Consider the following 11,992-nt stretch of genomic DNA (forward strand, 5'->3'; position numbering starts at 1 on the left):
CCTGAACATTCGTGGATCCAGACCGCCAAGCCGCCGTAGCCGCACTCGACACCACCCTGACAACCGTGGAGCGGGTGCTCGACATCGATGGCCTGCGCCAGCGGATCGACATGCTCGAGCAGCAGGCCTCCGATCCGAAGCTCTGGGACGACCAGTCGCGGGCGCAGAAAGTCACCAGTGAGCTCTCGCATGCGCAGAGCGAACTGCGCCGGGTGCAGGAACTACGCCAGCGTGTCGAGGACCTGCCGGTGCTGTTCGAACTCGCCGCCGAGGAGGAGGGGGCAGAAGGTTCCGACGCCCTCGCCGAGGCCGACGCCGAGCTCGCCAAGCTCCGCGAAGAGATCGAGACCCTCGAGGTCCGCACCCTGCTCTCGGGTGAGTACGACGAGCGTGAGGCCGTCGTCACGATCCGCTCCGGCGCCGGTGGCGTCGACGCCGCGGACTGGGCCGAGATGCTGATGCGGATGTATGTCCGATGGGCCGAGAAGCACGACTACCCCGTCGAGGTGTTCGACACGTCCTACGCCGAGGAAGCCGGGATCAAGAGCGCGACCTTCGCCGTGCACGCCCCGTTCGCCTACGGCACTCTCTCGGTCGAGCAGGGCACGCACCGGCTGGTGCGCATCAGTCCCTTCGACAACCAGAGCCGGCGTCAGACGTCGTTCGCCGACGTCGAGGTGCTCCCGGTGGTGGAGACGACCGACCACATCGAGATTCCAGAAGGCGACCTGCGCGTCGACGTGTACCGCTCGAGCGGTCCCGGCGGGCAGTCGGTGAACACCACCGACTCGGCCGTCCGGCTCACCCACATCCCGACCGGGATCGTGGTGACCTGTCAGAACGAGAAGTCGCAGCTGCAGAACAAGGTCGCGGCGATGCGGGTCCTGCAGGCACGCCTCCTGGAACGCAAGCGGCTGGAGGAGCGCGCCGAGATGGACGCGCTCAAGGGGGACGGCGGCAGCTCCTGGGGTAACCAGATGCGGTCCTATGTCCTGCATCCCTATCAGATGGTGAAAGACCTGCGTACCGAGTACGAGGTCGGCAATCCGGCCACCGTCCTGGACGGAGACATCGACGGATTCCTGGAAGCGGGGATCAGGTGGCGCAACCGAAAAGACGACGACGACTGATTGACGATGACTGAAACCGTGCTCGCCCTTGCCCTCGCCGACCGCTGGCACGATTTCTGGCACGGCGAGATCGGCGTATGGATCCTGACCACCGGTCTGCGAATCGCGCTGCTGCTCATCGGCGGCCTGCTCGCCGCGCGCTTCATCAACTGGGCCGCCCAACGGGTGGTGCGCCGCATCGACGCCGAGTACCAGGAAAGCGACCAGTTGGTGCGTTCGGAGAGCGCCAAGCACCGGCAAGCCGTCGCCTCGGTGATCTCCTGGGTGTCGGTGGCGGTGCTGTTCATCATCGTGCTGGTCGAGGTCACCGACGCGCTCGCGGTGCCCATCGCATCCCTGGTCGCCCCGGCCGCGGTGCTCGGCGCCGCCCTCGGTTTCGGCGCCCAGCGCATCGTGCAGGACCTGCTCGCCGGCTTCTTCATCATCACCGAGAAGCAGTACGGCTTCGGTGATCTCGTCCGACTGACGATCGCCGCGGCCAACGAGGCAGAGGGCACGGTCGAGGACGTCACGCTCCGGGTCACCAAGCTGCGGTCCTCCGAAGGCGAGATGTTCACCGTGCCCAACGGACAGATCGTCAAATCGCTGAATCTGTCGAAGGACTGGGCGCGCGCGGTGGTCGACATTCCGGTATCGGTGAGTGCCGACCTCAACGTGGTCAACGATGTGCTCAACGATGTTGCCGAGAAGGCCGCCGAAGACGGGGAGCTGTCCAAGCTGCTGCTCGACAAGCCGCAGCTGATGGGCGTGGAGAGCATCGGAGTCGACACCGTGAACCTGCGGATGGTGGCGCGCACCCTGCCGGGCAAACAGTTCGATGTGGGCAGGCGGTTGCGGGTGCGGGTGGTGCGGGCGCTCCGGCGGGCCGGGGTGGTGACATCGTCGGACGGGTCGATCGCCGCGGCCGGCGACGTCATGCATCCGGCTGCCGTCGCCGAGACGGTCGCGACGCCCCCGGCATCGACTCAGGAGCCGAAGAAGTGAAACTCGACTTCAGCCGGGTGGTCGACGCGGGAGAAAAATTGTGGCGCAGCCGGGTGGGCAGGCTCCGCACGTCGACCGTGGTGCTGCTTGTCGCGTTCGTCGCGCTGTCGTGGGTGCAACAGGAGTACCGCCCCAAGGAGGCCGCCCCGCAGTCGCCGGACACCCAGGTGGTGCCGCCCGGATTCGTGCCCGATCCCGAATACACCTGGGTGCCGCGTACCAAGCTGCAGACTCCGCGCTCGACGACGCCGACCGAGACCCCGGAGACGACCGAGACCACGCCTCCGACGACCATGACGACGACCGAGATGCCGGAGACGACCGAGACCACCACCAGTCCCACCACGACGACGCCGCCGGGGGCTCCGCGCACGACGGTCGTCGATCCGGATGGTCCCGGCCTGCTTCCGCCGATCACGTTGCCGGTGTTCCCCGCGCCGGCCCCCGGCCCCCCGGTCGAGCAGCAGCAACCCGGCCAGGAGCCGGTGGCACCGACCTTGCCGCGATAGCCTGACCTGCTCGATGCGCTTGCCCCGCTACACTGGCGTGCCGTGATGATCACCCTCGACCACGTGACGAAGCACTACAAGTCTTCGGCGCGCCCCGCGCTCGACGACGTCTCGTTGAAAATCGACAAGGGTGAGTTCGTCTTCCTGATCGGACCGTCGGGTTCGGGCAAGTCGACGTTCATGCGGCTGCTCCTGGCAGCCGAGACGCCCACCTCGGGTGACATCCGGGTTTCCAAGTTCCACGTCAACAAGCTCGCCGGCCGGCACGTCCCCAACCTGCGTCAGGTCATCGGCTGCGTCTTCCAGGACTTCCGGCTGCTGCAGCAGAAGACCGTGTTCGAGAACGTGGCGTTCGCCCTCGAGGTGATCGGCAAGCGCGGCGAGGTGATCAACCGCGTTGTCCCGGATGTGCTGGAGATGGTCGGTCTGTCCGGCAAGGCCAACCGGCTGCCGAGCGAACTTTCCGGTGGCGAGCAGCAGCGCGTCGCCATCGCGCGGGCCTTCGTCAACCGCCCGCTGGTCCTGATCGCCGACGAGCCAACCGGCAACTTGGATCCCGAGACCAGCAAGGACATCATGGATCTGCTGGAACGGATCAACCGCACCGGAACCACGGTGCTGATGGCCACCCACGACCATCACATCGTCGACTCCATGCGTCAGCGGGTCGTCGAACTCGAACTCGGCCGGCTGATCCGTGATGAGCAGCGCGGCGTCTACGGAATGGATCGCTAAGTGCGCTTCGGCTTTCTCGTCAATGAAGTTCTGACCGGGCTTCGTCGCAACGTCACGATGACGGTGGCGATGATCCTGACCACCGCGATCTCGATCGGGTTGTTCGGTGGCGGTCTGTTGGTGGTGCGGCTGGCCGACCAGTCTCGTGACATCTACCTGGACCGTGTCGAGAGCCAGGTGTTCCTGACCGACGACATCTCCGCCAACGACCCCACCTGCGACGCCGAAGCGTGCAAGGCGCTGTATCGCATGATCGACGACCGCGATGACGTGCGCTCGCTGAGCTTCCTCAACCGCGACCAGGCCTACGAGGACGCGATCAAGAAGTTCCCGCAGTACAAGGACGTGGCGGGCAAGGATGCGTTCCCGGCGTCGTTCATCGTCAAGCTCAACGACCCCGAGCAGCACGAGGCGTTCGACAAGGCGATGCAGGGCCAGCCCGGTGTCCTCAACGTGCTGAACCAGAAGGACCTCATCGACCGTTTGTTCGCCGTGCTCGACGGGCTCAGTAGCGTCGCGTTCGCGGTGGCGCTGGTGCAGGCGATCGGTGCGGTGCTGCTGATCGCCAACATGGTCCAGGTGGCCGCCTACACGCGGCGCACCGAGATCGGCATCATGCGCCTGGTCGGTGCCACCCGCTGGTACACGCAGCTGCCGTTCCTGGTGGAGGCGATGATCGCGGCCCTGATCGGTGTGGTGATCGCGATCGTGGGATTGATCGTGGTCAGAGCGGTGTTCCTGGAGAAAGCGCTCGACCAGTTTTATCAGTCGAATTTGATTGCCAGGGTCGACTACGCTGACGTCCTCTACTTCAGCGCACCATGGATGCTGTTCCTCGGTCTGGCGATGTCCGGGGTTACCGCGTACGTGACACTGCGGCTCTACATCCGAAGGTAATCGTGAGCTAGTGGCGACCAAGAAATCCAGCCCCGCCGGCAATAAGCAGATTGTGGCCAGCAATCGCAAGGCGCGGCACAACTACATGATCCTCGACACCTACGAGGCCGGCATCGCGCTGATGGGCACCGAGGTCAAGAGTCTGCGTGAAGGCCAGGCGTCGCTGGCCGACGCGTTCGCCACCGTCGACGACGGCGAGATCTGGCTGCGCAACGTGCACATCGCGGAGTATCACCACGGCACCTGGACCAACCACGCGCCGCGGCGCAACCGCAAGCTGCTACTGCACCGCAGCCAGATCGACAACCTGATCGGCAAGATCCGCGACGGCAACCTGACGCTGGTGCCGCTGTCGATGTACTTCTCCGACGGCAAGGTCAAGGTCGAGCTGGCGCTGGCCCGCGGCAAGCAGGCCCACGACAAACGTCAGGACCTGGCCAAACGGGACGCCGACCGCGAGATCACGCGCGAGTTGGGCCGCCGCGCCAAGGGCATGTCCTGAGCACGTTCAGCGGTCGCGAGCGACTCGAAAATACCGCGGAATAATGACTTGGCATCGGCAGTTGAGTCTGGCGTACCATTGACTGTCCTGCCGAAAGTCGGCAGGGATGCGAGGGGCTGATCGGTTTCGACTTCGCGCATCGAATCAAGGGAAGCGTGCCGGTGCAGGCAAGAGACCACCGTAAGCGTCGTTGCAACCAATTAAGCGCCGATTCCAATCAGCGCGACTACGCACTCGCTGCCTAAGCGACTGCGTGTCTGTCAGACCGGGAGCGCCCTCGGCCCGGACCCTGGCATCAGCTAGAGGGACCCACCCACGGGTTCGGTCGCGGAACCCATGGGGACACCAAACAGCGACTGGGATCGTCATCTCGGCTTGTTCGCGTGACTGAGAGATCCGAGTAGAGACACAGCGAACTGCGCACGGAGAAGCCTCGAGGACATGCCGTAGGACCCGGGTTCAATTCCCGGCAGCTCCACGACAAAAGCCCAGGTCTGAGTAACCCTCAGACCTGGGCCTTTATCGTTGCCTCCTCATATCACGCAATGTGACGGGTCTGCCCCGGGAAGCGGGAAGAAGCCGATGCATTCCGGCGGATTCGGCGGCGGCGGGGTGGGCGGAATATCCAGGGGCATGGGATGGAAGATGCCGGTGCCCAAGTCGATCCAGCCGTACCGACCGCCTGCTCCGCTGTACTCGTAACAGGACGACCAGTCGAAGTCGGGCCACGGCGCCGCGGCCGGCCTGGGATCCCCCGGGCACCAGGTCGGCCGGGCCTGCGCGGTACCCGCCAGCGTCACACCCGCCAGGCTCAAACCAGACATCACGACAGCTGTCGTCACCCCAACGACTGCCCGTTTCAGGACGTTGGTGCTGTTCATGTTGCCTCCTTTGCTCATCGCGGCCCCTCGCATCACATCTTCGGTCGGGTGCCCACGCAGGGATGGGGTAGACGACTACCTCACATTTGGAGCTCTACGCGGCTGGCCATTCACGGGCCTGAGCACATCGAGACGAGGCAATTGAGAGGCCCCGTTTCGGCTTGCCTTCAGCATCTCGCAGCGACATCGCCGGCGGCCATCCAGGCATTGATGTTGATCCGTCGGGGATACGGGTTAGGTTGAGACATGTTTTCTTGCCGCAAACACACCCCGGGGAGGGGCAGTGTGCGGTCAGGTGGTCGCTGGGTCGGGCTTGGCGCTACTGCACTTCTCACCTTCGGCGGCCCGGTGGTCGCCCTGATCGCGCCGCCGTCGGCGTCGGCCGCCGACTGTGCTGACGTCGAGGTCGTCTTCGCGCGCGGCACCGATGAGCCGCCGGGTATGGGCCGGGTCGGTGACGCACTGGTCGAGTCCCTGCGCAAGCAGGCCGTGGGCATGAACATCGCCACCTATGCGGTGAACTACAAGGCCAGCAAGCTGCAGCTGCACGGTGGTGACGGCGCCAAAGACGCGATTTCCCACATCAAGTCCACGCTGTCCTCGTGCCCCGACACGCAGATCGTGCTCGGCGGCTATTCGCAGGGTGCGAGCGTGATCAACATCGTGGCCGGCAACCCGCTGGGTGGCATCAAGTGGGGCGATTCGCTGCCGCCCGAGTATGCGGACAACGTCGCGGCGATCACTACCTTCGGCGACGTGGGCACCCGCACCAAGCAAACGATTGCAACCCAGAGCGCACTGTTCGGTTCCAAGGCGATCGACCTGTGTAACCCGAGCGACCCGATCTGTCATGAGGGTCAGGGCAATGAGTGGAGTGGGCACACCGAGGGCTACGTCCCCGTGTACACCACCCAGGCAGCGGCTTTCGTCGCCTCCAAGCTGCTGGCCGGGTCCGGTCAAACGCTGCCCGGGTACGGGCCGGCGCTACCCGATTACGGTCAGCTGCCTGAGTTCGGCCCGCTGCCGGGTTCCGGCCCAGTGCCGCAGTACGGCCCCGTGCCTGGGCCTGATACTTCCCTGCACGGTCCGTCACCCGCGTACAGCCCACAGTCACCCGGGTACGGGCAGCAGCCACCCGGGTCTGGCCCGTCGACACCCGGCCCCACGTCATCGCCCTCCGAAATCGGATGGATCTGAGCGGTTTTCAGACCGCTGCCTGCGACGGCAGCGAGATCGCGATCTCGGTGCCGCGGGCATCGTGAACGTCCAGCACGCCACCGAGGGCCAACACCTTGGCCCGAATCGACGCGAAACCGATGTGACCGGTTTCGACGCTCAGCGCGAGGCGCTCCGGTTCAATGCCCACGCCGTCGTCGGCGACGCACAGCGTGGCGCGTCCGTTCGACCGTTGCAGGGTGAACCTCAGGTTGTCGGCTTTGGCATGCTTGATCGCGTTCGTCGAAAACTCACGCGCAGCGCTGTAGAGCAGGTGATCGGCGTCGGTTCGCAAGTCGTCGGGCCAATTGTCGAAGTCCAGGTGGACGGCAAGGTCGGTGCGTGCCGCGATGCCGTCGGCCAGCGAGGTGATGGCAGCCCTGAGCCCGGCGCGGGCAAGCACTTCGGGATGCAATTCACGCACCACGTCGCGAAGCAGCCGCGAGCACTCGCCGAGCGCCATGTCGACCCGGTCCATCGATTCGGCGGATCCCTCTCGCACCTCTTCCATCTCCCGGCGTGAGGCCAGGACATACTGCAGCGCTCCATCGTGTAGCCGTTCGGAAAGGGTTTGTCTTTCGCGCTTTTCGAGGATGACGATTTCTTCGAGCAGGTGACTGCGTTCCTGGGCCAACCCGGCGATCGTCTGCTCTTTCGATTTCTGGATCCACGACAGCGTGACCGACCCTGCTGCCAATCCGAACAGGAGTCCGGTGGTCGTGAGGATCGAACCCCACGGCTCATCTCCGTTGGCCGCCTGGTTTACCCACAGCACAACGACGTATGCGGCCACTGTGGGGACGGCGATCACCGCACTCACGAACGGATCGAGCTGAGCCGCCGCGATCAGTGGGACCAGAAACAAGCCGTAGTGGAGCACATCGGAGGTCCAGGTGTTCGGTGAGCTGAGGCCCGATTCGACCGAAAGTATCGACACCACAGCGACATCCGCGAACAACATGAGCAGCGCGACCGAGCGCCGGGCCTCGATCCCGGCCGGATTCGACGGCCGCAGCGCCCAGAAGCCCCAACCTGCGATCGCCGCGATGTAGCCGATCCAGACGAGCCCGTATGGCCAGCGGTAGGTTTCGGGCGGTTGCAGGAACAACGCGAAGAAGATGAACGCCACCAACACGATCCGCAGGGCGAATTGCAGCAGCAGCCCGCGAAAAGCTGCGCCCTGGGAGTAACGCCCCAAAGCCGTTGCCGCTGCGTGCCCGACCATTCTCGACTCCCGCCAAACGCAGGGTTCGGCAGGAGTATAGGGCGGTTCGATCGTGTCCTGAGGTGGGTTGATGAAGTTTCCCGACGTGGCCTGCCATCATGGATAGCGGTCCCTGCGACGAAACGGGGAGTTGATCGACATGTTCTCTGCGCAGCGTGAGTTTTCGGCATACGGCCCGTCGCACTTGGTCGTGTTGGCGGTGTTCGTGACGGCTGCCGCGCTGCTGGTCGTGATCGGCCGTCGGCAGACCGAGGCGCAGGCCCGCACCTTGGGCCGTGTCCTGGCGGTTCTGCTCATCGGGGCGTTCATCGTGGCGCTGGTCTACAAGTTGGTCGATCCCACGATCGACACGTCGGTACCGCTGCAACTGTGTGATCTCGCTGAACTGGCAGCCGCGTATGCCTTGTGGTCGCAACGGCATTGGGCCTTCGTCCTCACCTATTACTGGGGCCTGGTGCTCAGCTCGCAGGCATTGATCACGCCGGATATCGGAACGCCGAAGGAGGGGGCTCCGGACTTTCCCCACCACCTCTTCGTCACGTTCTTCACGCTTCACGTGCTCGTCGTGCTGGCCGCCGTCTATCTCACGTGGGGTAGAGGTATGCGACCGCGGTGGCGCGACTACGCCTTCGCGGTGATCGCAACCCTGGTCTGGGCGGCAGCCACGTTCACCTTCAACGTGGTCACCGGAACCAATTACGGCTATCTCAACCGGAAGCCTCCCACCGCGTCCCTGCTGGATCTATTGGGCCCGTGGCCGGTGTATCTGGCGGCGGAGGTGGCGATCGTGCTGATGGTGTGGGCACTGATGACCTGGCCGTGGGAACGGGCACGGCACCGACTGACGGCCGGCGCCCCGCAACTGTGAAATAGCTGTCCGTCGACGTGCGAAGTGATTATTGACACGAACACTTTGACGGGCTAGGTATATTACGCGCGTTCGCGAATGTGTATCGCTTGCGACCTGTCCCACCGGGCGACAGTGGCCTGATCGAAGGGGCGGGTTGTGCAGACCAAGGCATCACCTATACGCGCGGGCGTTCGATGAGCAGTCACGGCGCCGGCACGCAGAACGGATCGGGCATCGCCCGGTTCATTCGCCGGCTGGCCCTGCCCATAGTGCTCGGCTGGGTGGCCCTGACCATCCTGACCAACACTCTCGTCCCACCGCTTGAGAAGGTCGGCGAGGAGAACACCGTCGGGCTGAGCGCGAAAGACGCGCCGGCGATGATCGCCATGCGCAAGATCGGCAGCGACTTCCAAGAGTTCGACTCCGACAGCACGGCGATGGTGGTGCTGGAGGGCGAAGCCCCACTGGGCGACGACGCGCACCACTATTACGACGGCATCGTCGACCAGCTCGAAGCGGACACCGCCCACGTGCAGCACGTGGCCGACTTCTGGGGCGATCCGCTGACGGCCTCGGGCGCACAGAGCAACGACGGCAAGTCCGCCTATGTCCAGGTGTACCTGCGGGGCAATCAGGGCGAAACGCTGGCCAACGATTCGGTGGCCGCGGTACGTGACATCGTCGGGCAGTCGTCACCTCCGGCCGGCATCAAGGTGTACGTGACCGGCGGGGCTCCGCTCGTTTCCGATCAGCACCATGCCGGCGACAAGAGCGTCGCCCGGGTCACCGCCATCACGCTCGTGGTGATCGCGGTGATGCTGCTGATCGTCTACCGGTCGGTGGCCACCATGATCCTGGTGCTGCTCATGGTGTTCATGGAGCTCGGCGCGGCGCGCGGCATCGTGGCGTTCCTGGCCCACACCGGGGTGATCGGCCTGTCCACCTTCGCGGTCAACCTCCTGACGTTGATGGTCATCGCGGCGGGAACCGACTATGCGATCTTCGCGATCGGCCGCTATCAAGAAGCGCGCGGCGCAGGCGAAGACCGGGAAACCGCGTACTACACGATGTTCCGTGGCACCTCGCATGTGGTGCTCGGTTCGGGTATGACGATCGCCGGCGCGATGCTGTGTCTGAGTTTCACCCGCCTGCCCTATTTCCAGACCATGGGTGTGCCGTGCGCGGTGGGCACGTTCGTCGCGGTGATCGCCGCGTTGACGATGGGCCCGGCGGTCATCGTGATCGGCAGCCGGTTCGGCCGTTTCGAGCCCAAGCGCAGCATCCGGTCGCGGGGGTGGCGTCGCGTCGGCATCACGGTGGTGCGGTGGCCCGGCCCGATCCTGGCCGCGACGTTGGGGCTGGCGCTCGTCGGCCTGCTCACGTTGCCGGGCTACAAGACCAATTACGACGCCCGGAAATACCTGCCGTCCGATCTGCCGGCCAATCTCGGATACGCCGCTGCCGAACGGCATTTCAGCGCCGCCCGGATGAACCCCGAACTACTGATGATCGAGGCCGACCACGATCTGCGGAACCCCGCCGACTTCCTGATCATCGACCGGATCGCAAAGGGTGTGGTCCGGGTGCCCGGAGTCTCCCGGGTGCAGGCCATCACCCGGCCGAACGGTCGCCCGATCGAGCACACCAGCATCCCGTTCCTGCTCAGTCGGCAGGGCACCACCAACACGATGAACCGGAAGTACCAGCAGGACCGGATGGCCGACATGCTGGTCCAGGCCGACGAGATGCAGAAGTCCATCGACACTCTGGAGGAGACGGCGCGGCTGACTCAGGAGATGGCCGACACCACGCACTCGATGGTGACCAAGATGAAGGCGATGACGATCGACATCGCCGAATTACGGGACAACATATCGGATTTCGACGACTGGCTGCGCCCCATCCGCAACTACTTCTACTGGGAGCCGCACTGCGCCGACATCCCGGTGTGCTGGTCGATCCGGTCGATCTTCGACACCCTTGACGGTGTCGACACCATGACCGACGACATTCAGAAGCTCCTGCCCGACATGGAGCGGCTCGACACGTTGATGCCGCAGTTGGTCGCGCTGATGCCCCAGCAGATCGAGTCCATGAAGACCATGAAGACGATGATGCTGACGCAGCGCTCCACGCAGGCCGGCCAACAGGATCAGATGGCCGCCATGCAGGAGAATTCGACGGCGATGGGCAAGGCCTTCGACGAGGCCCGCAACGACGATACGTTCTATCTACCGCCGGAAGCCTTCGACAACAAGGACTTCAAGCGCGGCATGAAGAACTTCATCTCGCCCGACGGAAAGTCGGTGCGGTTCATCATCAGTCATGAGGGCGATCCCGCGACGCCCGAGGGCGTCGACCATGTGGATCCCATCAAGTTGGCGGCCAAGGAAGCGCTCAAGGGCACGCCGCTGGAAGGTTCCAAGATCTACCTGGCGGGCACCGCGGCCACCTACAAGGACATGCGGGACGGTTCCTTCTACGACCTGCTGATTGCCGGAATCTCAGCGGTGTCACTGATTTTCATCATCATGCTGCTCATCACGCGCAGTGTGGTGGCGGCAGCGGTGATCGTCGGTACGGTGCTGCTGTCCCTCGGTGCGTCGTTCGGATTGTCCGTGCTCGTCTGGCAACACCTGCTCGGTCTGGAATTGCACTGGATGGTGTTGGCGATGTCGGTGATCCTGCTGTTGGCCGTCGGTTCCGACTACAACCTGTTGTTGGTGTCGCGGTTCAAGGAAGAACTCGCCGGTGGCCTGAAGACCGGCATCATCCGGGCGATGGCGGGAACGGGTTCGGTGGTGACCTCGGCGGGCCTGGTGTTCGCGTTCACCATGGCGTCGTTCGCGTTCAGCGATCTCAAGGTCATGGCACAGGTCGGCACCACCATCGCGCTCGGCCTGCTGTTCGACACCCTCATCGTGCGGTCCTTCATGACCCCTGCGATCGCGGCGCTGCTGGGGCGGTGGTTCTGGTGGCCGCAGGCCATCCAGTCGGCGGCGTCCAAGCGGCGGCTGGAAGCCGTGCGTAGCTGACCGCCGAACGAAACTGCCCACGTGCTCGC

Annotated in this window: 11 protein-coding genes and 1 other RNA gene; 10 read left to right on the forward strand and 2 right to left on the reverse strand. The window is 64.7% G+C overall.

Annotation, left to right across the window (positions count from 1 at the left end):
* Positions 1 to 11 precede the first annotated feature (11 nt).
* The 7 genes from prfB (at position 12) to ssrA (ending at position 5,238) form a co-directional block, all read left to right on the forward strand.
* Positions 12 to 1,130, forward strand: a complete 1,119-nt coding sequence (gene prfB, locus QQ25_RS10400) for a peptide chain release factor 2 (protein WP_029106640.1) — start codon at positions 12 to 14, stop codon at positions 1,128 to 1,130.
* 6 nt (positions 1,131 to 1,136) lie between these two features.
* Positions 1,137 to 2,114, forward strand: a complete 978-nt coding sequence (locus QQ25_RS10405; RefSeq protein WP_039378524.1) for a mechanosensitive ion channel family protein — start codon at positions 1,137 to 1,139, stop codon at positions 2,112 to 2,114.
* A complete protein-coding gene (locus tag QQ25_RS10410; protein WP_052235736.1) occupies positions 2,111 to 2,623 on the forward strand; it encodes an Rv3103c family proline-rich protein in 513 nt (170 codons plus the stop codon). The genes QQ25_RS10405 and QQ25_RS10410 overlap by 4 nt, the downstream gene beginning before the upstream one ends.
* A 45-nt stretch (positions 2,624 to 2,668) precedes the next feature.
* Positions 2,669 to 3,358, forward strand: a complete 690-nt coding sequence (ftsE, locus tag QQ25_RS10415) for a cell division ATP-binding protein FtsE (protein WP_003881403.1) — start codon at positions 2,669 to 2,671, stop codon at positions 3,356 to 3,358.
* Positions 3,359 to 4,255: a permease-like cell division protein FtsX gene (gene ftsX / locus QQ25_RS10420; protein WP_039317884.1), complete on the forward strand. Its 897-nt coding sequence runs from the start codon at positions 3,359 to 3,361 to the stop codon at positions 4,253 to 4,255.
* Between the two features lie 10 nt (positions 4,256 to 4,265).
* Positions 4,266 to 4,757 carry an SsrA-binding protein SmpB gene (gene smpB, locus QQ25_RS10425; RefSeq protein ID WP_039317887.1) on the forward strand — a complete coding sequence of 164 codons (492 nt, stop codon included), beginning with the start codon at positions 4,266 to 4,268 and terminating at the stop codon, positions 4,755 to 4,757.
* A gap of 112 nt (positions 4,758 to 4,869) precedes the next feature.
* Positions 4,870 to 5,238, forward strand: a transfer-messenger RNA (tmRNA) gene (ssrA, locus tag QQ25_RS30120).
* A gap of 52 nt (positions 5,239 to 5,290) precedes the next feature.
* Here the strand turns inward: ssrA and QQ25_RS10430 are convergent.
* A complete protein-coding gene (locus QQ25_RS10430; RefSeq protein WP_131546145.1) occupies positions 5,291 to 5,638 on the reverse strand; it encodes a hypothetical protein in 348 nt (115 codons plus the stop codon).
* Positions 5,639 to 5,923: 285 nt separating this feature from the next.
* Here QQ25_RS10430 and QQ25_RS10435 point away from each other — a divergent pair, with 285 nt between their 5' ends.
* Positions 5,924 to 6,835 carry a cutinase family protein gene (locus tag QQ25_RS10435; RefSeq protein ID WP_039317893.1) on the forward strand — a complete coding sequence of 304 codons (912 nt, stop codon included), beginning with the start codon at positions 5,924 to 5,926 and terminating at the stop codon, positions 6,833 to 6,835.
* Between the two features lie 7 nt (positions 6,836 to 6,842).
* Here QQ25_RS10435 and QQ25_RS10440 read toward each other — a convergent pair whose 3' ends face one another.
* Entirely contained in the window at positions 6,843 to 8,078 is a 1,236-nt protein-coding gene (locus QQ25_RS10440) for a sensor histidine kinase (RefSeq protein WP_039378527.1), read from the reverse strand.
* Positions 8,079 to 8,217: 139 nt separating this feature from the next.
* Here QQ25_RS10440 and QQ25_RS10445 point away from each other — a divergent pair, with 139 nt between their 5' ends.
* Both QQ25_RS10445 and QQ25_RS10450 read left to right on the forward strand, forming a co-directional pair.
* The gene (locus QQ25_RS10445) at positions 8,218 to 8,946 is read left to right on the forward strand and encodes a YwaF family protein (protein ID WP_039378528.1); all 729 of its coding nucleotides are present in this window, start codon (positions 8,218 to 8,220) and stop codon (positions 8,944 to 8,946) included.
* Between the two features lie 176 nt (positions 8,947 to 9,122).
* Complete coding sequence (locus QQ25_RS10450; protein ID WP_039378530.1) at positions 9,123 to 11,963, forward strand: MMPL/RND family transporter; 2,841 nt, start codon at positions 9,123 to 9,125, stop codon at positions 11,961 to 11,963.
* Positions 11,964 to 11,992 lie beyond the last annotated feature (29 nt).

The sequence above is a fragment of the Mycolicibacterium setense genome (genome assembly GCF_000805385.1).
GTDB classification, from domain to species: domain Bacteria; phylum Actinomycetota; class Actinomycetes; order Mycobacteriales; family Mycobacteriaceae; genus Mycobacterium; species Mycobacterium setense.

Bases quoted from the DNA above. Each gene is read 5' to 3' on its own strand.
- QQ25_RS10405 (WP_039378524.1), top strand. From the start codon at position 1,137: ATGACTGAAACCGTGCTCGCCCTTGCCCTCGCCGACCGCTGGCACGAT.
- ftsE (WP_003881403.1), top strand. From the start codon at position 2,669: ATGATCACCCTCGACCACGTGACGAAGCACTACAAGTCTTCGGCGCGC.
- QQ25_RS10430 (WP_131546145.1), bottom strand. From the start codon at position 5,638: ATGAACAGCACCAACGTCCTGAAACGGGCAGTCGTTGGGGTGACGACA.
- QQ25_RS10440 (WP_039378527.1), bottom strand. From the start codon at position 8,078: ATGGTCGGGCACGCAGCGGCAACGGCTTTGGGGCGTTACTCCCAGGGC.
- QQ25_RS10445 (WP_039378528.1), top strand. From the start codon at position 8,218: ATGTTCTCTGCGCAGCGTGAGTTTTCGGCATACGGCCCGTCGCACTTG.
- QQ25_RS10450 (WP_039378530.1), top strand. From the start codon at position 9,123: ATGAGCAGTCACGGCGCCGGCACGCAGAACGGATCGGGCATCGCCCGG.